General features: G+C 67.8%; 20 protein-coding genes. 13 read left to right on the top strand and 7 right to left on the bottom strand.

Annotated features, from left to right (window positions below):
• The 7 genes from Q673_RS33185 (at position 1) to Q673_RS33155 (ending at position 7,330) form a co-directional block, all read left to right on the top strand.
• The gene (locus tag Q673_RS33185) at positions 1-1,104 is read left to right on the top strand and encodes an amino acid ABC transporter permease (RefSeq protein WP_023007090.1); all 1,104 of its coding nucleotides are present in this window, start codon (positions 1-3) and stop codon (positions 1,102-1,104) included.
• A 58-nt stretch (positions 1,105-1,162) separates the two neighbouring features.
• Positions 1,163-1,891, top strand: a complete 729-nt coding sequence (locus Q673_RS33180) for an amino acid ABC transporter ATP-binding protein (protein ID WP_043525339.1) — start codon at positions 1,163-1,165, stop codon at positions 1,889-1,891.
• Between the two features lie 230 nt (positions 1,892-2,121).
• Positions 2,122-2,574, top strand: a complete 453-nt coding sequence (locus Q673_RS33175; RefSeq protein WP_023007088.1) for a c-type cytochrome — start codon at positions 2,122-2,124, stop codon at positions 2,572-2,574.
• A gap of 61 nt (positions 2,575-2,635) precedes the next feature.
• Positions 2,636-3,991 carry a cbb3-type cytochrome c oxidase subunit I gene (locus tag Q673_RS33170; RefSeq protein WP_023007087.1) on the top strand — a complete coding sequence of 452 codons (1,356 nt, stop codon included), beginning with the start codon at positions 2,636-2,638 and terminating at the stop codon, positions 3,989-3,991.
• 56 nt (positions 3,992-4,047) lie between these two features.
• Positions 4,048-4,860: a CbbQ/NirQ/NorQ/GpvN family protein gene (locus tag Q673_RS33165; protein WP_023007086.1), complete on the top strand. Its 813-nt coding sequence runs from the start codon at positions 4,048-4,050 to the stop codon at positions 4,858-4,860.
• Positions 4,861-5,127: 267 nt separating this feature from the next.
• A complete protein-coding gene (locus Q673_RS33160; protein WP_023007085.1) occupies positions 5,128-7,074 on the top strand; it encodes a nitric oxide reductase activation protein NorD in 1,947 nt (648 codons plus the stop codon).
• A 37-nt stretch (positions 7,075-7,111) separates the two neighbouring features.
• Positions 7,112-7,330 (top strand): hypothetical protein, encoded by a 219-nt coding sequence (locus tag Q673_RS33155; protein ID WP_023007084.1) that lies wholly within the window; start codon positions 7,112-7,114, stop codon positions 7,328-7,330.
• Between the two features lie 78 nt (positions 7,331-7,408).
• Here the strand turns inward: Q673_RS33155 and Q673_RS33150 are convergent, their stop codons facing one another.
• From Q673_RS33150 to Q673_RS33120, 7 genes are all read right to left on the bottom strand, one after another.
• On the bottom strand, positions 7,409-7,699 hold the full coding sequence (locus tag Q673_RS33150; RefSeq protein ID WP_023007083.1) for a hypothetical protein: 291 nt from the start codon (positions 7,697-7,699) through the stop codon (positions 7,409-7,411).
• 51 nt (positions 7,700-7,750) lie between these two features.
• Positions 7,751-8,320, bottom strand: coding sequence for a cytochrome c oxidase subunit 3 family protein (locus Q673_RS33145; RefSeq protein ID WP_023007082.1), 570 nt, complete (start codon positions 8,318-8,320; stop codon positions 7,751-7,753).
• Positions 8,317-8,778: a DUF4870 family protein gene (locus tag Q673_RS33140; protein WP_023007081.1), complete on the bottom strand. Its 462-nt coding sequence runs from the start codon at positions 8,776-8,778 to the stop codon at positions 8,317-8,319. The genes Q673_RS33145 and Q673_RS33140 overlap by 4 nt, the downstream gene beginning before the upstream one ends.
• A 103-nt stretch (positions 8,779-8,881) precedes the next feature.
• A complete protein-coding gene (locus Q673_RS33135) occupies positions 8,882-10,180 on the bottom strand; it encodes an MFS transporter (protein ID WP_023007080.1) in 1,299 nt (432 codons plus the stop codon).
• A 45-nt stretch (positions 10,181-10,225) separates the two neighbouring features.
• Positions 10,226-11,818: an MFS transporter gene (locus Q673_RS33130; RefSeq protein WP_023007079.1), complete on the bottom strand. Its 1,593-nt coding sequence runs from the start codon at positions 11,816-11,818 to the stop codon at positions 10,226-10,228.
• A 285-nt stretch (positions 11,819-12,103) separates the two neighbouring features.
• Positions 12,104-12,769 (bottom strand): two-component system response regulator NarL, encoded by a 666-nt coding sequence (gene narL / locus Q673_RS33125; protein ID WP_023007078.1) that lies wholly within the window; start codon positions 12,767-12,769, stop codon positions 12,104-12,106.
• Positions 12,766-14,697: a type IV pili methyl-accepting chemotaxis transducer N-terminal domain-containing protein gene (locus Q673_RS33120; protein WP_023007077.1), complete on the bottom strand. Its 1,932-nt coding sequence runs from the start codon at positions 14,695-14,697 to the stop codon at positions 12,766-12,768. The genes narL and Q673_RS33120 overlap by 4 nt, the downstream gene beginning before the upstream one ends.
• Before the next feature lie 171 nt (positions 14,698-14,868).
• On the opposite strand from Q673_RS33120, the gene Q673_RS33115 reads away from it, so the two are divergent.
• The 6 genes from Q673_RS33115 to Q673_RS33090 all read left to right on the top strand — a co-directional run bounded on the left by Q673_RS33115 (position 14,869) and on the right by Q673_RS33090 (position 24,136).
• Positions 14,869-16,140 (top strand): MFS transporter, encoded by a 1,272-nt coding sequence (locus Q673_RS33115; protein WP_023007076.1) that lies wholly within the window; start codon positions 14,869-14,871, stop codon positions 16,138-16,140.
• Positions 16,141-16,357: 217 nt separating this feature from the next.
• Entirely contained in the window at positions 16,358-20,113 is a 3,756-nt protein-coding gene (locus Q673_RS33110) for a nitrate reductase subunit alpha (RefSeq protein WP_023007075.1), read from the top strand.
• Positions 20,110-21,672 carry a nitrate reductase subunit beta gene (gene narH, locus Q673_RS33105; protein WP_023007074.1) on the top strand — a complete coding sequence of 521 codons (1,563 nt, stop codon included), beginning with the start codon at positions 20,110-20,112 and terminating at the stop codon, positions 21,670-21,672. The genes Q673_RS33110 and narH overlap by 4 nt, the downstream gene beginning before the upstream one ends.
• Positions 21,665-22,447, top strand: a complete 783-nt coding sequence (gene narJ / locus Q673_RS33100; protein ID WP_023007073.1) for a nitrate reductase molybdenum cofactor assembly chaperone — start codon at positions 21,665-21,667, stop codon at positions 22,445-22,447. The genes narH and narJ overlap by 8 nt, the downstream gene beginning before the upstream one ends.
• A gap of 12 nt (positions 22,448-22,459) precedes the next feature.
• The gene (gene narI / locus Q673_RS33095) at positions 22,460-23,143 is read left to right on the top strand and encodes a respiratory nitrate reductase subunit gamma (protein WP_023007072.1); all 684 of its coding nucleotides are present in this window, start codon (positions 22,460-22,462) and stop codon (positions 23,141-23,143) included.
• Between the two features lie 174 nt (positions 23,144-23,317).
• Positions 23,318-24,136, top strand: a complete 819-nt coding sequence (locus Q673_RS33090; protein WP_023007071.1) for a peptidylprolyl isomerase — start codon at positions 23,318-23,320, stop codon at positions 24,134-24,136.
• Positions 24,137-24,224: the final 88 nt, after the last annotated feature.

Here is a 24,224-nt window from a genome sequence, read left to right as displayed (position 1 = left end):
ATGGCATCGACCCGAACCGAGATAATTGCCCAGCGGCGCCCGCCCGACCTGCGGCGGGGCGCCATGGGCTGGCTGCGCGCCAACCTCTTCGATACCCCGCTCAACGGCGCGGTCACCCTGGTCACCCTGGCGCTGCTGGCCTGGCTGCTGTGGCCGGCGCTGCAGTGGGCGGTGTTCCAGGCCGACTGGCTGGGCGACTCCCGCGAGGCGTGCAGCGGCGAGGGGGCCTGCTGGGTGTTCATCAGTGCCCGCTTCGAGTCCATCGTCTATGGCTTCTACCCCGAGGCCGAGCGCTGGCGGGTGGACCTGGTGTTCCTGCTGATGGCCGCGCTGGTGGCCTGGTTGGCCATCCCGCGACTGCCCGGCAAGCGCTGGGCGGTGCTGGTCGCCCTGTTGATCTTCCCCGTGGTGGCCTTCTTCCTGCTGGTGGGCGGCAGCTTCGGCCTTGCCCACGTGCCCACCCGCGACTGGGGCGGGGTGATGCTGACCCTGACCATCGCCACCGTGGGCATCGTCGGCTCGCTGCCCATCGGGGTGGTGCTGGCCCTGGGGCGGCGCTCCCAGATGCCGCTGGTGCGCGGCTTCAGCGTGGTGTTCATCGAGTTCTGGCGTGGCGTGCCGCTGATCACCGTGCTGTTCATGGCCTCGGTGATGCTGCCGCTGTTCGTGCCGACCCAGGTGGAGTTCGACAAGCTGCTGCGCGCCCTGGTGGGCATCATGCTGTTCTGGAGCGCCTACATGGCCGAGGTGGTGCGGGGCGGCCTGCAGGCGATCCCCCGCGGCCAGGAGGAGGCCGCCAAGGCGCTGGGCATGGGCTACTGGCAGCGCATGGCGCTGATCGTGCTGCCCCAGGCGCTCAAGCTGGTGATTCCGGGCATCGTCAACACCTTCATCGCGCTGTTCAAGGACACCTCCCTGGTGCTGATCATCGGCCTGTTCGACCTGCTGGCGATCATCCGCGCGGGCCTTACCGACAGCGACTGGCTGGGCTTCGCCACCGAGGGCTACGTCTTCGCCGCCCTGGTGTTCTGGGTGTTCTGCTTCAGCATGTCGCGCTACAGCCAGTACATCGAGCGGCGCCTGCATACCGGCCATCGCAACTGACCAACCATCACGGGACTTCCACATGAACCAGGCAACCGCCGCCCGGGACGACTCGCCGATGATCGAGATCTCCGGGCTCAACAAGTGGTACGGCGACTTCCACGTGCTGCGCGACATCGACCTGACGGTCGCGCAGGGGGAGCGGATCGTGATATGCGGCCCCTCGGGGTCGGGCAAGTCGACCCTGATCCGCTGCATCAACCACCTCGAGGCGCACCAGGAGGGGCGCATCGTGGTCAACGGCGTGGCCATGACCCAGGACGTCAAGCGCATCGAGCAGATCCGCCGCAACGTCGGCATGGTGTTCCAGCACTTCAACCTCTTTCCCCACCTCACGGTGCTCGACAACTGCTGCATCGCCCAGACCTGGGTGCAGAAGAAGCCGCGCCGCGAGGCCGAGGCCACCGCCATGGAGTTCCTCGAGCGGGTGCAGATCGCCGACCAGGCGCACAAGTACCCGGGGCAGCTCTCCGGCGGCCAGCAGCAGCGGGTGGCCATCGCCCGGGCGCTGTGCATGCAGCCCGAGGTGATGCTCTTCGACGAGCCGACCTCGGCGCTGGACCCGGAGATGATCAAGGAGGTGCTGGACGTGATGATCGAGCTGGCCCACGAGGGCATGACCATGCTCTGCGTCACCCACGAGATGGGCTTCGCCAAGACCGTCGCCGACCGGGTGATCTTCATGGACCAGGGGCAGATCATCGAACAGGCGCCGCCTGAACGCTTCTTCAACCACCCCGAGTCGGAGCGCACCCAGCTATTCCTGAGCCAGATCCTCGGCCACTGAGCCGGCCCTGTGCTAGCCTTCCCGGCAGGACGCCGGCCTGCGGGCGGTGATTCCCGACGAATCATCGCCCCCATCTTCCTTCCTTCCTGCACTCTTTGACCGGCGTCAAAGCCTCGAGTCGCCCTCTTCTGCTACGCTTAACATGCATCAGCAATGCATATTAAGGAAACGCCAGGCGCCACCCGCCCTTACGGCGACGCGTCTGCCAGACGAGCAAGGGGGAAAGGTTCATGGCCGACGGTCTCACCAAGTCGGCGGCCCGCAATATCTTCTATGGCGGGTCGCTGTTCTTCTTTCTGCTGTTCACCGCCCTGACGGCGCACAGCCACTGGTACATGGTCAACAAGTCCACCGACAAGGAGGGGCTCACCGAGTCTGTCGTGCAGGGCAAGCACATCTGGGAAAAGAACATGTGCATCAACTGCCACAGCATCATGGGCGAGGGCGCCTACTTCGCGCCGGAGCTGGGTAACGTCTGGGAACGCTACGGCGGCCACCAGAACCCCGAGGCGGCACGCGCCGGCCTCGCCGCCTGGATCCGTGCCCAGCCGCTGGGCACCCAGGGCCGCCGCCAGATGCCGGCCTACGACTTCAACGACGAGGAGATGAACGCGCTGATCGACTTCCTCGAGTGGACCGACGGCATCGACGACCAGGACTGGCCGCCGACGCCCGCGGGTTGAGCCGCCTGAACGCCGTTTCGCCGCAACGCCGGACCGGGATGAATCAAGGAGAACGACACCGATGAAATACGAAACCCAGAAGGTGGCCCTGCCATTCTTCATGGTGGCCATGGCGCTCTTCGCCCTGCAGATCGTCTTCGGACTGCTGGCCGCCTCCGTCTACGTCTGGCCGAACTTCATGGCCGAGCTGATGCCCTTCAACATCATGCGGGTGAGCCACACCAACCTGCTGATTGTGTGGCTGCTGATCGGCTTCATGGGCGCCACCTACTACCTGATGCCGGAAGAGGCCGAGCAGGAGATCCACAGCCCCACCATCGCCTATATCCAGCTGGCGATCTTCGCCTTCGCCGGTGCCGCGGCACTGGTCGGTTACCAGTTCGGGATCCACGAGGGCCGCGAGTTCCTGGAGCAGCCGTTCTGGGTCAAGGTGCTGATCACCATCTCCTTCTTGATGTTCCTGTTCAACGCCAGCATGACCCTGCTCAAGGGACGCAAGACCGCCATCAACCTGGTGCTGATGCTGGGCCTGTGGCTAGCCGCGGTGTTCTGGCTGTTCGCCTTCTACAACCCCTCCAACCTCGCCGTGGACAAACTCTACTGGTGGTGGGTGGTGCACCTCTGGGTCGAGGGCGTCTGGGAGCTGATCATGGCCTCCCTGCTCGGCTACCTGCTGATCAAGATGACCGGCGTCGACCGCGAGGTGATCGAGAAGTGGCTCTACGTCATCGTCGGGCTGTCGCTGTTCTCCGGCCTGCTGGGTACCGGCCACCACTACTACTGGATCGGCGCGCCGAGCTACTGGCAGCCCATCGGCAGCATCTTCTCCACCCTGGAGGTGATCCCCTTCTTCGCCATGGTGGTGTTCGCCTTCACCATGTTCTGGAAGGGCAGCCGCAACCACCCCAACAAGGCCGCCATGCTGTGGTCCCTGGGGTGCCCGACCATGGCCTTCTTCGGCGCCGGCGTCTGGGGCTTCCTGCACACCCTGCACTGGGTCAACTACTACAGCCACGGCACCCAGGTCACCGCGGCCCACGGCCACCTAGCCTTCTACGGCGCCTACGTGATGCTGCTGCTGGGCATCATCACCTTCGCCATGCCGCAGCTGCGCCGCGTGCAGCCCTACAACCAGGTGATGAACATGTGGGGCTTCTGGATCATGACCGGCGCCATGGCCTTCATGACCTTCACCCTGACCTTCGCCGGTGTCGTCCAGACCCACCTGCAGCGCGTGCTGGGCATGAACTTCATGGAAGTGCAGGACCAGCTGCTGCTGTTCTACGGCATGCGCCTGGGCTCCGGCGTGGCCGTGGCCATCGGCGCCGTCTTGCTGCTCTACGCCTTCTTCGGCCCTGCCCGTGAGCAGGTTCCCGCGGGCGGCACCCAGCTGACCGCAGGCCCCGAGCGCGCCTGACCTTCCGAGGGCCCCGGCAGGGGCCCTCCTTGATTGACCCTGACGGGAGACTCCCCATGACCCTAGCCACCGTGGCCGCCCAGCCGGCCGACCAGGAGATTCCCTACTACGAGAGCGTGGGCAACGAGTGCGCGATGTTCGAGCACGCCTACACCCAGCGCCTGCCGCTGCTGCTCAAGGGGCCCACCGGCTGCGGCAAGACCCGCTTCGTCAGCCATATGGCGGCCAAGCTGGGCAAGCCGCTGTTCACCGTCTCCTGCCACGACGACCTCACCGCCGCCGACCTCACCGGCCGCTACCTGCTGCAGGGCGGCGAGACGCGCTGGGTGGATGGCCCGCTGACCCGCGCCGTGCGCGAGGGCGGCATCTGTTACCTCGACGAGGTGGTGGAGGCGCGCAAGGACGTCACCGTGGTGCTGCACCCGCTCACCGACGACCGCCGCCTGCTGCCCCTGGAGCGCACCGGCGAGCTGCTCGAGGCGCCCGACGACTTCATGCTGGTGGTCTCCTACAACCCCGGCTACCAGCACATCCTCAAGTCACTGAAGCCCAGTACCCGCCAGCGCTTCGTGGCGATGTCCTTCGATTTCCCGCCGCCCAGGGTGGAGCGCGATATCGTCGCCCGCGAGAGCGGCCTGGACCCCGAGCGCTGCAGCGCACTGGTCAATCTGGCGGCCAGCCTGCGCGCCATGAAGGGCCAGGACCTGGAGGAGGGCGTCTCCACCCGCCTGCTGGTCTACTGCGCGACCCTGATACAGGCCGGCATGCCGATCCGCGAGGCGGCCCGCGCCACCTTGGTCGAGCCGCTCTCCGACGACGCCGACGTCCAGGAGGGGCTGATGGAGGCGATCCAGGCCACCTTTGGTTGATAAGACATTTCGAGAAGGAAGGGGCGCCGGGGGCAAGCCGAAGAGGAGGTCCTACGCCAGGGGTGAGGAGCATTGCTCCGAACGGGCGGGCCATGGATGGCCCGCACCGGCCCTGCAAGCGGCGCAGGATGCGAGAGCGCCGCAGGGCGTCGGTAGCGTACAGGGAGGTATTCACAGCGCCTCCTCGTCGGTCCGGCGCTCCGGGGCTTGCCGCCGGATCAGCCCCGTGGTGTCAGAGTCCGTTTCGCCTTACCCGGGAGCTTGATCATGCTGGACTTTCTTGAGGTCGAGGAGACCGTCGGTCGTTTCTGGCACCGCTGGGCCTCCGGGGCGGCGAGCTACCCCGATCACCCCGAGGCGGCGGTCAGCCTCGAGAGCCTGCGCCCCATGCTGGGCGTCTTCTTCCGCGCCGGCGGCGGCGAGCCGGGCCTCGAGGTGGCCGCCATCGCCCGGCGCGCCTCGCGCCACCGCCTCAGCCTGCGCCAGCGCCTGGGCCTCGACGAGGAGGCGCTGGACCAGGCCCGTCGCGACGAGGAGCACCTGCTGTTGCCCCCGCGCCTGGCCCTCTACCCGGACGCCGCACTCAACCGCGACCTCTACCTGTGGCTGACCGCCTACCTGGCCGAGGCGCGCCCCGTCGAGCTGCCGGCCGACCCCCTGCAGGCCGACCTGGCCCGCCTGCGCGAGGCACGGCGCACCGCCCGCGCCGCCCTGGCGCGCTTCCCCGGCCTCGCCGAGCGCTACGTGCGTCTGGGCGGCGAGCTGCTCGCCCTGCGTCCCCGGCGCAAGGGTCTGCCGCCCAGGGAGGCGGCCCTGGAGTCCGCAATATGCGCCGAGCTCGGAGCCCCCGACCCCGATGAGGCCTGGGCCGTGGCCATGCAGCGTGCCATCCGCGAGAGCGACTTCCCGCTGGATGAGTTTCGGGCCCCACGCGGCTATCGCCCGCCGCTGCCGGTGCCGCTGTGGGGACAGGCGGTCACTCTAGGCACCCGCGACGGCGCTCGCGAGCAGAACGTGGACGATGACGAGGAGCTGGCCAGCGCCGCCGCCTCGCCCGACGATGACCACGGCAAGCGCCAGGCCGATCGCCGCGAGCAGGACCAGGCCGATCGTGACGACCCGCTGATGCTCAACAACATGGAGAAGATGCTCTCCTGGGCGGAGATGGTGAACCTCAATCGCCATGTGGATGACGAGGAAGAGGAGGAGGCACGCCAGGCGGCGGATCAGATGGACGAGATCGTGCTCAGCTCCAACCGCAAGAAGGCCTCCTCCCGGCTCAAGCTCGACCTCGACCTCGCCCCTGACGAGGCTGTTGGCGACCGCCTCAAGGGCAGGCACCTCTACCCCGAGTGGAACCACCGCAAGCAGGCCTACCTGCCTGATCACTGTGTGGTGCTCAGCGACGTGCAGAGTGAGGAAGGCGAGGAGTGGGAGCCCGACGAGGCGACCCGCCGGCGCATCCGCCGCGTGCGTCGTGAATTCGAGGCGCTGCGCCCGCGGCGCGAGATCCTGCGCGGCCAGCTGGATGGCAGCGAGCTAGACATGGACGCGGTGATCCGCTCGCGCTGCGACCTGGCCGCCACCGGCGAGGCCAGCGATCGCCTCTACATGGCCAGCCGCACCCAGGCCCGTGACCTGGCGGTATCGATCCTGGTGGACGTCTCGCTCTCCACCGAGGCGTGGCTGCAGGACCGCCGGGTGCTCGACGTGGCCAAGGAGGCGCTGCTGGTGCTGGGCAATGGCCTGGCCGGCTGTGGCGACGATTATTCGATTCACAGCTTCACCTCCCAGCGCCGCCACAAGGTGTGGGTCAACACCCTGAAGGAGTTCGACGAGCCCATGGGGGATCGAGTGACGCGGCGCATCTCGGCGCTGCGTCCCGGCAGCTATACCCGCATGGGGCCGGCCATTCGTCACCTGACCAAGCAGCTGAGCGAACGCCCCAACCGGCACCGGCTGCTGCTGATGCTGACCGACGGCAAGCCCAACGACAATGACTACTACGAGGGGCGCTACGGCATCGAGGATACCCGCAAGGCGGTGCTGGAAGCGCGGCGTCAGGAGGTGCGGGTGTTCGGGGTGACCATCGACCGTGAGGCGGGGCAGTATATACCCCACCTGTTCGGTCGCGGCGGCTACGCCATCGTGCAGCGCCCGGAGCACCTGTCACTGGCCCTGCCGGGCATCTATCGCCAGATCATCGCCACCTGAGCCTGTGGTCCGTCGAACCGTCGCTGAGGAGCGCGCCATGACCGTTCAAACCCGACTGATCCTTGCCGTGGCGGCCTGGTGCCTGGTCGCCGTGGCGCTGGTGCTGCCGCTGGTATGGTTGATCAACAACCGCGACTGGGGCATAGGCCTGATGCTGCTGACCCCGTTCATGGTCTATGCCCTGATGCGCCTGGGCCGCGCCCTGGAGAACTGGGCCCGGGCAAGCACGCCACCCGATCACCCGCAGCGGCGCTAGCCACCCCTCAGGAAACAGCACCGCACGACGACGAAGGGCCTGCAAATGCAGGCCCTTCGGCATTGTGGGCAGCGAGTGTCAGGTCAGCCGTGCCACCAGGTAGCCGGCGCCGATCAGCGCCAGGGTCAGCGCCACCAGGCCCACGAAGGCGCCCTTCCAGGCCGGGGTGGCCATGCGCAGGTTGAGGTAGACCATCAGCAGGCGCTGGGCCTTGAAGCCGGTGGCCAGCAGCACCAGGGCCGCCGACCACAGCGGCAGCGCCTGCCAGGCGTCGGCGTCGAGGCGTGCCGAGACCATGGAGACCAGCGTCAGTCCCATCAGGATCGCCCAGGTGGTCAACAGGCGGCGGGTGCCGGGCAGCGAGGTCATGACAGCCTCCGTGTCAGCGCAATAGGGAGCCCTCAGCGCAATAGGGAGCCCTCAGCGCAATAAATAGAGCAGCGGGTAGAGCAGGATCCAGATCAGGTCGACCATGTGCCAGAAGGCGGCGGCGGTCTCCACGTTCTCGAGGTTGGTGCGCCAGCTGACCAGGGCCAGCAGCGCCAGGCCGAATAGTACGTGGGCGAAGTGGAAGGCGGTCAGGCCGTAATAGAAGCCGAAGAAGGTATTGGTGTCCGGCGTGATCCCCACGGCGAACTTGCTCGAATACTCGACCACCTTGATCACCCCGAACAGCACGCCCAGCCCCATGGCGGCGGCCAACCACTGGCGGGTACGGCGGATACGCTCCGCGGCACTGGCTTCCACGGCCAGCGCCACGCACAGGCCGCTGGTCAGCAGCACCAGGGTGTTGAGCCCGCCCATCAGCGGGTCGAGGTCCTGCTGTGAAGCGTCGAACAGCTCCACCTGGGCGGCGCGCTCGGCGGCATAGAGGGCGAAGAACGCCATGAACACCAGCAACTCGCTGAGGATCAGCACCCACATCAGCGGGTTGCCGGGCAGGGCGGAGAGCGGGCCCCAGCCGGGGTTGGGAAGCTCCTGTTCCCTCATGCGTCGGCGAGGGTCACCCGGGCGCCGCCGAAGGCCAGGCTCTTCGGGTTGGCCACCGGCCGGTTGGCGGTCAGCCGGGCGATGCCCACGGCGCAGCGCCCCAGCATCCAGATCAGGCAGGCGGTGAAGTAGAGGTAGCCCAGCGCCCAGGGTGCCATGGGCGGCACCCCCAGCAGGCCGAGCAGCTGCCAGGCGGCGATGAAGAGCGCGCCACCCAGCACCCCCAGCCAGAAGGTGCGGATCTGGAACTGCAGGTGGCTCTGTACCCAGGGCTCGGCGCCGCGCCGCTTGAGGTGGGCGATCAGCACCCCGATGGGCGCGGTGACCACCGCCAGCACGCTGCCCAGGAAGAGCATGTAGACGATGATGGCGGCGCCGCGACCGCGGGACTGCTTGCCGGGATTCGCGTCGTCGAAGTGGTCGCCGGAAGCGGCGGGGAAGGCCTGAGGGGTGGACATGACGGGTCCTCGCTTGGCAGGCGACCAGCCCTGGCGGGCCGGTCTAATGGTGCATTTCAGATGCTACTATAAGGCGAGGCGACGCGAAACGCCTTGGCCTGGATCAACTCTCGGCCGGCTTGGACGCGGTGGCGTGGGCCTCCTCGGCCTTGCCCGGGTGCGTCTCGTCGCGGGTCAGCATCGGCACGCGGCGCTCGGTCCACCACATCCAGATGATCGACACCAGGGTCACGCCGAAGCAGAGCATCCACACGGTGGTGGCCACACCGGTGATGTCCACCAGGGCGCCGAACATGATCGGCAGCAGGAAGCCGCCGACGCCACCGGCCAGGCCGACGATGCCGGAGACCAGGCCGAGGTTCTCGTGGTACTCGTTGGAGAGGTACTTGAACACCGAGGCCTTGCCGATGCCCCAGGCGATACCCACCACGAACAGCGCCGCGGTGAACAGCCATACCGGGATGCCGAAGCCGAACTCCACCACTCCTTCGCCGCCGGCGCCGGCCACGCGGTACTGGGTCTCGGGGTAGGACATGATGAACAGCGCGATCAGGCTGGCCCACATGCAGGCCCAGGTGACGGTGTGGGCGCCGAAGCGGTCGGAGAGCCAGCCGCCGAAGGCGCGGATCACCCCGGAGGGCAGCACGAAGATGGTGGCGATCAGCGCCGCGACCTGGATGCCCAGGCCGTACTCGCCCATGTAGTAGCGGGTCAGCCACAGCGAGACCCCCACGTAGCCGCCGAACACCACGGAGTAGTACTGGCAGTATTTCCACACCCTGGGGTCGTTGAGGACCCTGAGCTGGTCGCGCAGGGAGACGCTGCTGGCGGTGCGGTGGGCGGGGTTGGAGTAGGTGAAGCACCAGAACAACACCGCGGTGACCAGCATGATGCCGGCGTAGATGTTGGGCACGGCCTGCCAGCCCAGTAACACGATCACGGTGGGGGCGATGAACTTGGTCACCGCGGCCCCGGCGTTGCCGGCGCCGAAGATGCCCATGGCCAGGCCCTGGCGATCCTTTTCGAACCACTTGGCGGTGTAGGTGATGCCCACCGAGAAGGAGCCGCCGGCGAGGCCTACAAAGGCGCCCAGCACCAGCAGTTGCCAGTACGCGGTGGCGAACTGCACCAGCCAGATGGCCGGCACGATCACCAGCAGGATGATGAAGAACACCGGGCGACCGCCATAGCGGTCGGTCAGCGAGCCCAGCGGCAGCCGCGAGAGCGCGCCGGTGAGGATGGGCACCGCGGTGAGGATGCCGAACTGGGTGCCGTTGAGGTCGAGCTGCTCGGCGATCGGCACGCCGATCTCGCCGAACATCGTCCAGACCATGAAGCACATGGTGAAGGCGAAGGTGTTGGCCACCAGCACCGAGGTTTGCTTGAAGCGTTCAGAGGCCATGGGACCCTCCGAGTCTGCCGGTTGAAGGGATGGTGTCGAGGTCCGTCAGGGGTTCTTCACGTAGGCGTTCTTGCGCAGGTAGAACCACCAGTTGACCACCAGGCAGATGGCGTAGAAGACCGCGAAGCCGTACATGGCCAGCTCCGGGGTGCCGGCCTTGATCTGCTCGCCCATCACCCGCGGGGCGATGAAGGAGCCGTAGGCGGCGATGGCGGAGGTCCAGCCCAGCGCGGGGCCCTTCTGCTGCGGGTCGAAGATGAAGCCGATGCTGCGGAAGGTGGAGCCGTTGCCGATGCCGCTGGCGGCGAACAGCACGATGAACAGCAGCAGGAACATCCAGAAGTACTGGTTGGGGTCGGTGGCGTTGTAGGCCAGCATCATCACGTAGCCGGCACCCACCGACCCCACCACCATGATGGCGGTGATCACCTGGGTGACGATGGAACCGCCCAGCTTGTCGGAGATCCAGCCGCCCACCGGACGGATCAGGGCGCCCACGAAGGGTCCCATCCAGGCCCAGGTGAGGGCGCTGGGGGCGTCGGGGTTGGCGACCCGGGTCACGGTGCCGTCGGCGGCGACCTCCATCATGTTGCCGAAGATCACCGAGATGGAGAGCGGCAGGGCGGCGGAGAAGCCGATGAAGGAGCCGAAGGTGGCGATGTAGAGCACCGTCATCGACCAGGTGTGCTTGTTGGAGAAGATCTCGAACTGCTTCTTGATGCCGGGCTTGATGTCGCCTGGGATCAGGCGCAGCAGCACCACGGTAAGCACGATGGTCAGCGGCAGGGCGAGCCACATGTTGAGGAAGCCCAGCGCCACCACGCCGACGATGGAGGTCACCACGCCCACCCCGTAGAGGCCCAGGATCTTGCCGAAGGCCTGCAGCGGCGTGCCGGGGTTGGGGGTGATGGTGCGCAGGTTGTTCATGCCGAACCAGCCGGCGAAGGCCAGCGGAATCAGGAACAGCATCCACACGAAGCCGGCGTTCTGGATCCAGGTATCGGTGCCCGCTTCGATGCGCCCGATCAGGGTGCCGCTGGCCTTCTCGAGCGCCATCGGCTCGCCGCCTAGGGCGCCGAACAGGCCCACGGTCATCACCAGCGGGATCAGGATCTGCATGGTGGTGACGCCGAAGTTGCCGAGGCCGGCGTTCATCCCCAGGGCATAGCCCTGCTGCTTCTTGGGGAAGAAGTTGGAGATGTTGCTCATCGAGTTGGCGAAGTTACCGCCGCCGATGCCGGAGAGCAGTGCCAGGGCCTGGAACACCCAGAAGGGGGTGCCCGGGTTCATCAGCGCGATGCCGGTGCCCATGGCCGGGATCATCAGCAGGGCGGTGGTCAGGAAGATGGTGTTGCGCCCGCCGGCGATGCGGATCATGAAGGAGGCGGGGATGCGCAGGGTGGCCCCGGCGAGGCCGGCGATGGCGGTCAGGGTGAAGAGCTGGTTCACCGTGAACGGGAAACCCAGGTTCTGCATCTGGGTGGTGATCATCCCCCACATCAGCCACACGGCGAAGCCGAGCAGCAGGCTGGGGATGGAGATCCACAGGTTGCGGTTGGCAACCTTCTTGCCCTCCGACTCCCAGAACTCCTCGTTCTCGACATCCCAGTGTTCGATGTCGGCATTCTTCCTGGTCATGGCGTTTCCCCTCAGGTCTGCGGTATCCCGGTGGCCCGGCCATCGGTTGATCGATGTCAAGGCGCTGGAACTGTTGGGGGAAAGATACGCCTGAGCCCGCGGGCGCGAAACGTGCCGCCACGGGCCGGAAAGGGGAGGACTACCTCCAGAGGGGTAGAGGGGTTTTTTGTGTAATTCCTTGTTTTAATACGGTTTGTTTCGCCGGCGGGGTAGCAGGGGTAGGGCGCCGGCGGGCTCCGGGGTATTTGGAGGTATCCACACAGAACCGGGGGCGGGTATCGATCGCTACCTGTCGATCCCCTCCTGCACCGCCCACACCGCCGCCTCGACCCGCGAGCGCAGGTTGAGCTTCTTGAGCAGGTGCTTGACGTGCACCTTGACGGTGCCCTCGGTGATCTCCAGCTTGCGGGCGATCATCTTGTTGGAGAGCCCGGCGGCGAGTTCGCGCAGGATCTCGCGTTCGCGCTGGGTGAGGCTGTGGATATCCGGCGCCGCCGGTTGGTTGCGCTGGCTGCGCAGCGCCTCGGCGAGCAGCGCGGTGAGGCTCTCGCTGATCACCATGCGCCCCAGGGAGGCCTGGCGCAGCTGGCGCACCATCTCGTCGGGGTCCATGTCCTTGAGCAGGTAGCCGTCGGCGCCGCTGCGCAGGGCATTGACCACGTCCTCCTCGTGGTCGGAGACGGTGAACATCACGATGCGCCCGGCGTAGCCCGCGTCGCGCAGGCGGCGCAGCGTCTCGATGCCGTCGAGCCCCGGCATGTTGAGGTCGAGCAGCACCATGTCGGGATCCAGCTCGGAAGCCAGGCGGATGCCTACCTCGGGTTCGCCCGCCTCGCCGGCAAGCACCAGGTCATCCTCCAGCTCCAGCAGCTGGGAGACCCCGCGGCGCAGCAGCGGGTGGTCATCGATGATCAGGATGGTGGCAGGGCTGTCGGCGGCGGTATCGGTCATCCTGGGGTCCTGTCGTCGTGTGAATCGGTGGTAAGGGCGCTGCGCGGGTCCACGTGGCTCGCCTCGGCGCTGGCCTGCTGGTGGATCAGGCGCGCGGTCTGGGGCGTGAAGATCAGCTCGACCCGGGTGCCGCCTTGGGGGCGGTTGCTTACCGTCATGCGGCCGCCGAGGGTGTCGGCGCGGTCGCGCATGATCACCAGGCCGTAGTGCATCGGCGGCGAGGTGTCGTCCTCGAGGCCCACGCCGTCATCCTCGATGGCGACGTGCAGCCGCGCCGCCTGGAAGCCGATGGTCACCGCGGCCCAGTGGGCATTGGCGTGCTTGTGCACGTTGGCCAGCGCCTCGCGCACCACCTGCAGCACGTGGATCTCCTCGTTGGGATTGAGCAGGTGGGGTGGCACGTCCACGGAGAGCGACACCGGGAAGCCCAGGCGCTCGCCGAACTCCCCGGCGGTCTGGCGCAGGGCGCTGGCCAGTCCCGGCCCCTCGAGCTTGAGGCGGAAGGTGGTGAGCAGCTCGCGCAGCTGGCGGTAGGCGCTGTCGAGCCCGGTGCGCAGCTCGCCGAAGACCGCCGCCTGGGTCTCCCGCGGGGTCTCCTTCTGCTGCATGCGCTCCAGGCGCGCCACCTGCATCTTGAGGTAGGAGAGCGACTGGGCCAAGGAGTCGTGTAGCTCCCGGGCGATGATGGTGCGCTCGTTCATCAGCGTCACCTGCTGCTGTTCCTCGATGCGCCGTTGCAGGTAGACCGCGGTGGCCAGCTGGTCCGCCAGGGCGTTGAGCAGGCGGCGCACGCTGTCGGAGAGCGGCCGCTCACGGGGGTGCCACACCTCCAGGGTGCCGAGCATCAGCTCGCCGACGCTCACCGGCAGCAGCAGGCACTCGCCCTGCCGGGTGGCCTCCAGGCGCAACGGCTGGGGGTCGATCAGGCAGGCGTGGCAGTCGTGGTCGCGGCAGTACTCCGGTCGCCGCGCCGAGTGGGTGGCGAGTATCGGGATTTGGCGGTCGTCGTGGGGGTCGTTGAGCGACAGCCGGATGGGTCCCACCTCGAGCAGTTGCTCGAGGTGGCGCAGCATGGGGGCAGCGCTGGCGCAGAGGTCGTTGCCGCCGCCGTAGAGGGCGCGGCTGCCCTCGTGCATCACCTGCATGGCGCGATTGCTGCGCTCCAGCTCCACCTTCTTGCTGGAGGCGCGCGCCTCCAGCTCTGCGTAGCTCGCCGCCAGCTCCTCGGCCATGCCGTCGAAGGTGCGCCCCAGCAGGGCAAGCTCGTCGCGGCCCTCGAGGTGCGTGCGATAGGCGAAGTTGCGTTGGGCGGCCTCTCGGGCCAGCACCACCAGCTGGCGCAGCGGCGCCACCAGGTTGTGGCGGATGTCGTAGAGGGCGATGGCCACCACCACGGCGGTCAGGGCCAGGAAGAGGATCTGCAGGGCGCTGAGCAGCTGGATCTTCGACTCGCTGTTCTGCTCGAGCAGGGTGACCAGGCGGTCGATGTCATCCACCAGGCCATCCAGCGTCTGGCGCAGGGCCTCGACCTCGAGCCCGCCGTCGTCCAGGGTGCGGTTGACCTCGGGGGCCAGCGCCTCCTCCCAGCGGGTCTGCAGCAGCCGGTACTGTTCCCACAGGGCATGGTCGCCGGCCCCCGGCAGGGCATCGATCAGCTCGGGGCTTTCCAGGCGAGCCTCGAAGCGCGCCATCAGCGCCTCGACCCGCTGCCGCTGTTCCGCCGACGGGCGCTGCTCGTGGCGCTGCAGAGCGGCGACGATCTGGTAGGTGTTCATGCGCAGCGAGCCGGCCATGTTGATGGCGGCGGCGTCGCCACGGCTGTCGCTGGCCACCGTCATGGTGACCACGATGCTGACCAGCGCCATGGCGCTGATGGCGAGCAGCGAGGCGACGATGCGCGCCACCAGGGAGTGTTGCAGCAGTTTCATCGAGTCGCAGCCGTCAGGGGGAGTGGCTCGGGGCGAAGGGGCCCCCATACCAGGCAACCTAGGCAGTCTACTACACCCAAGGGGGTAGGGAGGATACCTCCGATGCCCCTTTGACCCCCAGGGGGCGGCTACTGAGACTTCTCTCCACTCCCATCGTTTCCATGGCCCCCGATGACCGCCCCCCCGGAACCCGCCGCCGTCGGCTACCGACCGCTCGTGGTGATGCTGCTGTCGCCGCTGGCCTTCGCCCTGGTGTTCGCCAGCTGGACCCTGTTCGCCGTGCTGGGGCTGGAGCTGCGCGCCCTGCTGGGGCTGGACGAGTTCGGCTTCGCCCTGCTGCTGGCCACGCCCATGGCCGCCGGCGCCCTGGCGGCGCTGCCCATGGCGGCCCTGGCACGGCGCTTCGGCGGGCGTCGGGTGATGGTCGCCAGCCTGCTGCTGATCTGTCCCTTCCTGTTGGCGGTGGCCCACTCCCGGCTCTTCCCGCACTTCCTGCTGGCCGGTGCCGGCCTGGGGCTGGGGGCAGGGTCGCTTTCGGCCGGGCTGGTCTATGTCGCCGAGCTCTGCCCGCGCCGCCACGTCGGCCTGGCGCTGGGCCTCTACGGCGCCGGCATGATCGGCGCCGGGCTCTGCTACCTGCTATTGCCGCTGGTCAGCCAGGCCTACGGCTGGCGCAGCGCCCCGCTGCTGTTGCTGATGCCGGTGCTGGCGGTGGCCGCGCTGCTGTGGCTGTTCGCCGACGATCCCGAGGCGTCGGGCCCGGCCGGTGACGAGGCGTCGCCGCCCCGGGCGCTCGGCGCGCTGCGGGAGTGGCCATCGCTGCTGCGCCACTGGCATCCCTGGCGCCTGGCGGTGGTCTACAGCTTCTTCTACGGCGCCTTCGTGGCGCTGACGCTGTGGCTGCCGGGCTATCTCGGCGCCCAGTACCAGCTGGGGCTGCGCGAGGCGGCGCTGCTGGCGCTGCCCTTCCCGCTGGCGGTGGGCCTGGGCCAGGTGGCGGGCGGCGCCTGGGGCGACGTGCGCGACTTCCGTGCCCTGCGCTGGTGGGTCAGCGCCTTCGTGCTGGTGTGCCTCTTCCTGCTCTCCTACCCCCCCTTCACGATGCGGATCGAGGGGGTGGAGCGCATGCTCACCCTGCGCTACACCGCCCCGCTATGGGGCTTCCTGGCGCTGCTGGTGGCCATGGGGCTGGCCATGGGGCTCGGCCAGGGCAGCCTGATGCGCATGATCCATCGCGACCACGGCGACCAGATGGCGCTGGTGGGTGGCCTGTCGCTGGCCCTGGGCGGCCTGTTCGGTGCCCTGCTGCCGCCGGTGTTCGCGCTGGGCAACAGCTGGGTGGGCATCCGCACCGCGGGGTTCATGTTCCTCTACGCCTCCCTGGTGGTGTGCATGCTGGTGATGGTGTGGGACCACGCCAGCGGCCGAGGGCGGCGCGCCTGACCCGTCATGCGGGCTATCTCCCCGGCGATGGCGGCGTCTATCCCCTTGGGGGTAGACGAGGGGTATATGGAGGTAACCAGGCAGTATTCGCCGCCGCCATCGCCCAGAATTGCTGGCAAGGAACCGGCCCTGGTCCCGCGCCGAGCGCGCTCTCGACCAAGGCTGACCGGGTGGCCCGACGAGGCCACGCATCTTTTCAGGAGCCTGGAGAGCGACCATGAGTCACTTCATCGATCGGCTGAACTTCTTCCGCAAGGCCCGCGAGCCCTTCGCCAACGACCACGGCGAGCTTCGCGACGAGTCCCGCGGCTGGGAGAACGGCTACCGGCAGCGCTGGCAGCATGACAAGGTCGTGCGTTCCACCCACGGGGTGAACTGCACCGGGTCGTGCAGCTGGAAGATCTACGTCAAGAACGGCCTAGTCACCTGGGAGACCCAGCAGACCGATTACCCGCGCACCCGGCCCGACCTGCCCAACCACGAGCCGCGTGGCTGCCCGCGCGGCGCCAGCTACTCCTGGTACCTCTACAGCGCCAACCGCCTCAAGCACCCGATGATCCGCAAGCCGCTGCTCAAGCTGTGGCGCGAGGCCCTCCAGGCGAAGAAGGATCCGGTGGAGGCCTGGGCCTCCATCGTCGAGGACCCGGCCAAGGCCAAGCAGTACAAGCGCGCCCGTGGCATGGGCGGCTTCGTGCGTGCCGACTGGAACGAGGTCAACCAGCTGATCGGCGCCTCCAACGTCTACACCGCCAAGCAGTACGGCCCGGACCGCATCATCGGCTTCTCGCCGATCCCCGCCATGTCCATGGTCAGCTACGCCGCCGGCAGCCGCTACATGTCGCTGATCGGCGGCGTCTGCATGAGCTTCTACGACTGGTACTGCGACCTGCCGCCGGCCTCGCCGATGACCTGGGGCGAGCAGACCGACGTGCCCGAGTCCGCCGACTGGTACAACTCCGGCTACATCATCGCCTGGGGCTCCAACGTGCCCCAGACCCGCACCCCGGACGCCCACTTCTTCACCGAGGTGCGCTACAAGGGCACCAAGACCGTCTCGGTCACCCCGGACTACGCCGAGGTCTCCAAGCTCACCGACGAGTGGCTCTCCGCCAAGCAGGGCACCGACGCCGCCCTGGCCATGGCCATGGGCCACGTCATCCTCAAGGAGTTCCACCTCGAGAACCCCAGCGCCTACTTCACCGACTACGTGCGGCGCTACTCCGACATGCCCTTCCTGGTCGAGCTGGAGGCCCGCGAGGACGGCAGCTACGCGCCCGGCCGCCAGCTGCGCGCCAGCGACTTCGACGGCAACATGGGGCAGGACAACAACCCCGAGTGGAAGACCGTGGCGTGGGACGAGACCCGCGACCAGCCGGTGGTGCCGCGGGGCTCCATCGGCTTCCGCTGGGGCGAGGAGGGCAAGTGGAACCTCGAGCCGCTGGACGCCGACGGCGCCGAGATCAAGCCGCTGCTGACCCTGGCCGACAAGCATGACGAGGTGGCCAAGGTCGCCTTCCCCTACTTCGGCGGCATCGCCCACGAGCACTTCGAGCACGTCAAGAGCGGCGGCGCCAGCGACGAGCTGCTGTTCCACAGCCTGCCCGCCAAGCGCATGAAGAAGGCCGACGGCAGTGACGTGCTGGCGGTTACCGTGTTCGACCTGATGTGTGCCAACTACGGCATCGACCGCGGCTTCGGAGAAGACGACGGCGCCACCTCCTATGACCAGGTCAAGCCCTACACCCCGGCCTGGCAGGAGAAGATCACCGGCGTGCCCGCCGAGCAGGCCACTCGTATCGCCCGTGAGTTCGCCCAGAACGCCGACAAGACCCAGGGGCGCTCCATGATCATCGTCGGTGCCGGGATGAACCACTGGTACCACATGGACATGAACTACCGCGGCCTGATCAACATGCTGGTCATGTGCGGCTGCATCGGCCAGAGCGGCGGCGGCTGGTCCCACTACGTGGGCCAGGAGAAGCTGCGCCCGCAGACCGGCTGGACCCCGCTGGCCTTCGGCCTCGACTGGCACCGTCCGCCGCGCCACATGAACTCCACCTCCTTCTTCTACAACCACTCCTCCCAGTGGCGCTATGAGAAGCTCGAGGTCAAGGAGATCCTGTCGCCGCTGGCCAAGGCCGAGGATTACTCCGGCAGCCTGATCGACTTCAACGTGCGCTCCGAGCGCATGGGCTGGCTGCCCTCGGCGCCGCAGCTCGGCACCAACCCGCTGCGCCTGGCCGCCGCCGCCGAGGCCGCCGGCATGTCCACCAAGGACTACGCCGTGCAGCAGCTCAAGGAGGGCAAGCTCGCCTTCGCCGCGGAGGATCCGGACAACCCCCAGAACTTCCCGCGCAACCTCTTCATCTGGCGCTCCAACCTGCTGGGCAGCTCGGGCAAGGGCCACGAGTACATGCTCAAGTACCTGCTGGGCACCCGCCACGGCATCCAGGGCAAGGACCTGGGCGAGTTCGGTGGCCAGAAGCCGGAAGAGGTGAAATGGCATGACGAGGCGCCCGAGGGCAAGCTCGACCTGCTGGTGACCCTGGACTTCCGCATGTCCACCACCTGCCTCTACTCGGACGTCGTGCTGCCCACGGCGACCTGGTACGAGAAGGACGACCTCAACACCTCCGACATGCACCCCTTCATCCACCCGCTCACCGCGGCCACCGACCCGGCGTGGGAGTCGCGCAGCGACTGGGAGATCTTCAAGGGCATCGCCAAGGCCTTCTCCGAGGCTACCGAGGGGCACCTGGGCGAGGAGACCGACCTGGTCACCCTGCCGCACCAGCACGACTCCCCGGCCGAGCTGGCCCAGCCCGAGGTCAAGGACTGGAAGAAGGGCGAGTGCGACCCGATCCCCGGCAAGACCATGCCGGCGCTGATCGAGGTCAAGCGCAACTATCCCGAGACCTATGAGCGCTTCACCTCCATCGGCCCGCTGCTGGAGGAGATCGGCAACGGCGGCAAGGGCATCGCCTGGAAGACCGAGAAGGAGGTCAAGCTGCTGGGCGACCTGAACCATCGCAAGACCGAGGGGCCGCACAAGGGCCGCCCGCAGCTCGACAGCGCCATCGATGCCGCCGAGATGATCCTGACCCTGGCGCCGGAGACCAACGGCCAGGTGGCGGTGAAGGCGTGGGGCGCGCTCTCCAAGATCACCGGGCGCGACCATACCCACCTGGCGCACCCCAAGGAGGAGGAGAAGATCCGCTTCCGCGACATCGTCGCCCAGCCGCGCAAGATCATCTCCAGCCCCACCTGGTCCGGCCTCGAGGACGAGCATGTCTCCTACAACGCCGGCTACACCAACGTGCATGAGCTGATCCCGTGGCGCACCGTCAGCGGCCGCCAGCAGTTCTACCAGGACCACCCCTGGATGCGCGCCTTCGGCGAGAGCCTGCTTGTCTACCGTCCGCCCATTGATACCAAGGCGGCGGTGAGCGTGGCCGAGCCCAAGGGTAACGGTAACCCGGAGATCGCCCTGAACTGGATCACCCCGCACCAGAAGTGGGGCATCCACTCCACCTACTCGGACAACCTGCTGATGCAGACCCTGTCGCGGGGCGGCCCGATCGTGTGGATGTCCGAAGACGATGCGAAGTCCATCGGCGTCGAGGACAACGACTGGATCGAGCTCTACAACGCCAACGGCGCCATCGCGGCGCGGGCGGTGGTCAGCCAGCGGGTCAAGAACGGCATGGCGATGATGTACCACGCCCAGGAGCGCATCCTGAACATGCCGGGCTCCGAGATGACCGGTACCCGCGGCGGCATCCACAACTCGGTGACGCGCGTCTGCCCCAAGCCGACCCACATGATCGGCGGCTATGCGCAGCTCTCCTACAGCTTCAACTACTACGGCACCGTCGGCTCCAACCGCGATGAGTTCGTCATCGTGCGCAAGATGAAGAAGATCGACTGGCTGGATGGCGAAGGCAACGACTACGAGCAGGAGGCCGTGAAATGAAGATTCGTTCCCAGGTAGGCATGGTCCTCAACCTCGACAAGTGCATCGGCTGCCACACCTGCTCGGTGACCTGCAAGAACGTCTGGACCAGCCGCGAGGGCGTCGAGTACGCCTGGTTCAACAACGTCGAGACCAAGCCCGGCATCGGCTATCCCAAGGAGTGGGAGAACCAGTCCAAGTGGAAGGGCGGCTGGATGCGTCGCAAGGATGGCAAGATCGAGCCGCGCATCGGCGGCAAGTGGCGGGTGCTGGCGAACATCTTTGCCAACCCCGACCTGCCGGAGATCGACGACTACTACGAGCCGTTCACCTTCGACTACGAGCACCTGCACAGCGCCAAGCAGGGCGAGCACCAGCCCACCGCGCGGCCGCGCTCGCTGATCTCCGGCGAGCGCATGAACAAGATCGAGTGGGGCCCGAACTGGGAGGAGATCCTCGGCACCGAGTTCGCCAAGCGCCGCAAGGACATGAACTTCGAGAAGGTGCAGGCCGATATCTACGGCCAGTTCGAGAACACCTTCATGATGTACCTGCCGCGGCTGTGCGAGCACTGCCTCAACCCGACCTGCGTGGCGAGCTGCCCCTCCGGCGCCATCTACAAGCGCGAGGAGGACGGCATCGTCCTGATCGACCAGGACAAGTGCCGCGGCTGGCGGATGTGCATCTCCGGCTGCCCCTACAAGAAGATCTACTACAACTGGAAGACCGGGAAGTCCGAGAAGTGCATTTTCTGCTATCCGCGCATCGAGGCCGGCCAGCCCACCGTCTGCTCCGAGACCTGCGTGGGCCGCATCCGCTACCTCGGCGTGTTGCTGTATGACGCCGACCGCATCGAGGAGGTGGCCAGCTCCCCGGATGTGCGCGACCTCTACCATCGTCAGCGCGAGATCTTCCTGGATCCGCACGACCCGGAGGTGATCGCCCAGGCGAAGAAGGACGGCATCACCGACAACGTGCTCAAGGCCGCCCAGGAGAGCCCGGTCTACAAGCTGGCCATGGACTGGGGGCTGGCGCTGCCGCTGCACCCCGAGTACCGCACCCTGCCGATGGTCTGGTACGTGCCGCCGCTGTCGCCGATCCAGTCCGCCGCCGAGGCCGGCAAGGTCGAGTTCGACGGCGTGATGCCCAAGATCGAGTCGCTGCGCATCCCGGTGAAGTACCTGGCCAACATGCTCACCGCCGGCGAGGAGGCGCCCGTGGTGCTGGCGCTCAAGCGCCTGATGGCGATGCGCCTCTACATGCGCGGCAAGCATGTGGAAGGCCAGGCCGACGCCTCGGTGCTGGAGGGCGTCGAGCTCACCGAGCAGCAGGTGGAGGACATGTACCGCTACCTGGCCATCGCCAACTACGAGGATCGCTTCGTGATCCCGACGAGCCACCGCGAGATGGCCACCGAGGCCTTCCCCGAGCGCGGCGGCTGCGGCTTCACCTTCGGTGACGGCTGCCACGGTGACAGCAGCCAGAGCCTGTTCGGCGGTCGCAAGACCACCACCACCCTGGTCAAGCCGGTGGAGACCTTCGACCCGCAGGCCCAGAGCGAGGAGGCCCGTCATGGCTGATGCCGCACAACAGTTGGAACCGGACGTCGGCATGCGCAGCCTGCGCGTGCTGGCCCGGCTGCTGGACTACCCCAGCGAGGCGCTCCAGGCCGCCGCCCCGGAGATGATCGAGATCCTCGACGCGGAGCGCCGCCTCTCGGCGGCGGTGCGCGGCGCCCTGATGGAGTGGTGCCAGCGGATCCTGGAGGCCGACATCATGGACCTGCAGGCGGAGTACGTGGCGCTCTTCGACCGCGGCCGCAACACCTCGCTGCTGCTCTTCGAGCACGTCCACGGCGAGTCCCGCGACCGCGGCCAGGCGATGGTCGACCTGATGGCCGAGTATCGCGCCGCGGGCTTCGAGCTGGATGCCCACGAGCTGCCGGACTACCTGCCGCTGTTCCTGGAGTACCTCTCCACCCGCGACGAGGCCGACATCGGCCGCTGGCTGGGCGAGATCCGCCACATCCTGGCGCTGCTCACCGCACGCCTCGAGGAGCGCGAGGCGGACCACGCCCTGGTGCCGCTGGCGTTGCTGGCGCTGATCGGCGCCGAGGAGGACGTCGCCCCCCTTCGCCAGACGGCGAGGGAGGAGGCACCCGACTACACCGCCGAGGCCCTGGACGAGGTGTGGGAGGAGGAGGCGGTGCGCTTCACCGCCGAGTCCGACCAGGACTGCGCCCTGCAGTCCGCCGAGGGGCGGCGGCTGGCCGAGCGCAAGCAGGCCGTGCCCAGCGACCCCGTCAAGATCATGCCCGGCAGCGGCCCGACCGACCGCACCGTGACCGATCGCTAAAGGAGACCCGTCATGTTTAGCGAATACCTGCAACACCTGATCTACGGCTACTACCCGTATCTTGCCGGCACGGTGTTCCTGGTCGGCAGCCTGCTGCGCTACGACCATGGCCAGTACACCTGGAAGACCGGCTCGAGCCAGATGCTCTCCTCGAAGAACATGCGCCTGGCCAGCAACCTCTTCCATATCGGCATCCTGGTGATCTTCTTCGGCCACCTGTTCGGCATGCTCACGCCGCACTGGGTCTACGCGCCCTTCCTGCATGCCGGCACCAAGCAGCTGCTGGCCATCGTGGTGGGCGGCATCGCCGGTGTCCTGTGCGTGATCGGCGGCGCCATGCTGCTGCATCGCCGCATCACCAACCCGCGGGTGCGCGCCTCCTCCAGCCTGATGGACACCGTGATCCTGGGCCTGATCGTCTTCCAGGCGGCGCTGGGCCTGGTCACCGTCATCTTCTCCCTGGGCCACCTCGACGGCGAGATGATGCTGACGCTCTCCAGCTGGGCGCAGTCCATCGTCTTCTTCAGCGGCGGCGCGGCGGACTACATGGCGGAGGTCTCCTGGATCTACAAGATCCATATCTTCGTCGGCCTGACCATCATCCTGCTGTTCCCCTTCTCGCGCCTGGTCCACGTGTGGAGCGTGCCCTTCGGCTACATCACGCGGCGCTACCAGGTCGTCCGCAAGCGGGGCTGAACCCAGCCACCTGATCCGCTCGACAGGGGCGCCGGGGGCAGGGCGAAGAGGAGGTCCTACGCCAGGGATGGCATCGGTAGCGCCCAGGGAAGGGTTCACAGCGCCTCCTCGCAGCCCTGCCGCCGGAGAAGCCCCTCTCCGCCGGCGAGTGAGAAGAGATCCAAGGACAGAGTCATGCAGAAGATCGATATCGAGATGATCCCGGGGGGCGCGAGCCCCCCTCCCATCCGGGTCGGCGAGGCCACCATCCCCGAGGCCGAGATCGCCCAGGAGATGCAGTACCACCCGGCGGACAGCGCCGGCAGCGCCCAGCTCAAGGCCGCCCGTGCCCTGGTGGTGCGCGAGCTGCTGCGCCAGCGCGCCGCCGCCCTGGGCCTGGCGGAGGCGGGCGCCGACCTCGACGAGGATGACGCCGCCATCGCCACCCTGCTGGAGCAGGAGCTGGACGTGCCCGAGCCCTCCGAGGAGGACTGCCGGCGCTTCCACGCCGCCCATGCCGAGCGCTTCAGCGAGCCGACCCGCCTCAAGGTGCGCCATATCCTGCTGCCTGCGGCGCCGGACGACGCCGAGGCCCGGGACGCCGGCTACCGCCTGGGCGAGAAGCTCATCAAGCAGCTCGGCGAACACCCCGAGCGCTTCACCGAGTTCGCCCAGCGCCACTCCGCCTGCCCCTCCAAGGACGAGGGCGGCGAGCTCGGCTGGCTGGCCCCGGGGCAGACCGTGGCCGAGCTCGACGGCGCCCTGCAGCACCTCCCCGAGGGGCTGCACGACCGCCCGCTCGCCTCCCGCTACGGCTGGCACGTGGTCAGCATCGACGCCCGCCAGGAGGGGCGCGAGCTGCCCTACGAGCAGGTCGCCGAGCATGTCCGCCACAGCCTGCGCGAGCAGTCGACCCGCCGCTCCCTGCGCCACTACCTGCTGGCACTGCAGGCCGAGATTGGCGTCGAGGGGGTATCGCTCGACGACGAGGGCAGCAGCGCCCTGATGCAGTAGCCGGATGGAGGGGGCCGCCTGGCCCCCTCATCGGTTCCTCTCCTTTTCTCGCCATTCATGCGTCGCCTGCCCCTGGTGGGCGACGAGG

Source organism: Halomonas sp. PBN3 (assembly GCF_000475415.1).
Lineage (GTDB): Bacteria > Pseudomonadota > Gammaproteobacteria > Pseudomonadales > Halomonadaceae > Halomonas > Halomonas shengliensis.
Note: the sequence above shows the minus strand (reverse complement) of the source record. Positions and strands in the feature narration are given on the sequence as shown.

Coding starts and splice junctions, on each gene's coding strand:
- Q673_RS33185 (WP_023007090.1), top strand. CDS start 1: ATGGCATCGACCCGAACCGAGATAATTGCCCAGCGGCGCCCGCCCGAC.
- Q673_RS33180 (WP_043525339.1), top strand. CDS start 1,163: ATGATCGAGATCTCCGGGCTCAACAAGTGGTACGGCGACTTCCACGTG.
- Q673_RS33175 (WP_023007088.1), top strand. CDS start 2,122: ATGGCCGACGGTCTCACCAAGTCGGCGGCCCGCAATATCTTCTATGGC.
- Q673_RS33170 (WP_023007087.1), top strand. CDS start 2,636: ATGAAATACGAAACCCAGAAGGTGGCCCTGCCATTCTTCATGGTGGCC.
- Q673_RS33165 (WP_023007086.1), top strand. CDS start 4,048: ATGACCCTAGCCACCGTGGCCGCCCAGCCGGCCGACCAGGAGATTCCC.
- Q673_RS33160 (WP_023007085.1), top strand. CDS start 5,128: ATGCTGGACTTTCTTGAGGTCGAGGAGACCGTCGGTCGTTTCTGGCAC.
- Q673_RS33155 (WP_023007084.1), top strand. CDS start 7,112: ATGACCGTTCAAACCCGACTGATCCTTGCCGTGGCGGCCTGGTGCCTG.
- Q673_RS33150 (WP_023007083.1), bottom strand. CDS start 7,699: ATGACCTCGCTGCCCGGCACCCGCCGCCTGTTGACCACCTGGGCGATC.
- Q673_RS33145 (WP_023007082.1), bottom strand. CDS start 8,320: ATGAGGGAACAGGAGCTTCCCAACCCCGGCTGGGGCCCGCTCTCCGCC.
- Q673_RS33140 (WP_023007081.1), bottom strand. CDS start 8,778: ATGTCCACCCCTCAGGCCTTCCCCGCCGCTTCCGGCGACCACTTCGAC.
- Q673_RS33135 (WP_023007080.1), bottom strand. CDS start 10,180: ATGGCCTCTGAACGCTTCAAGCAAACCTCGGTGCTGGTGGCCAACACC.
- Q673_RS33130 (WP_023007079.1), bottom strand. CDS start 11,818: ATGACCAGGAAGAATGCCGACATCGAACACTGGGATGTCGAGAACGAG.
- narL (WP_023007078.1), bottom strand. CDS start 12,769: ATGACCGATACCGCCGCCGACAGCCCTGCCACCATCCTGATCATCGAT.
- Q673_RS33120 (WP_023007077.1), bottom strand. CDS start 14,697: ATGAAACTGCTGCAACACTCCCTGGTGGCGCGCATCGTCGCCTCGCTG.
- Q673_RS33115 (WP_023007076.1), top strand. CDS start 14,869: ATGACCGCCCCCCCGGAACCCGCCGCCGTCGGCTACCGACCGCTCGTG.
- Q673_RS33110 (WP_023007075.1), top strand. CDS start 16,358: ATGAGTCACTTCATCGATCGGCTGAACTTCTTCCGCAAGGCCCGCGAG.
- narH (WP_023007074.1), top strand. CDS start 20,110: ATGAAGATTCGTTCCCAGGTAGGCATGGTCCTCAACCTCGACAAGTGC.
- narJ (WP_023007073.1), top strand. CDS start 21,665: ATGGCTGATGCCGCACAACAGTTGGAACCGGACGTCGGCATGCGCAGC.
- narI (WP_023007072.1), top strand. CDS start 22,460: ATGTTTAGCGAATACCTGCAACACCTGATCTACGGCTACTACCCGTAT.
- Q673_RS33090 (WP_023007071.1), top strand. CDS start 23,318: ATGCAGAAGATCGATATCGAGATGATCCCGGGGGGCGCGAGCCCCCCT.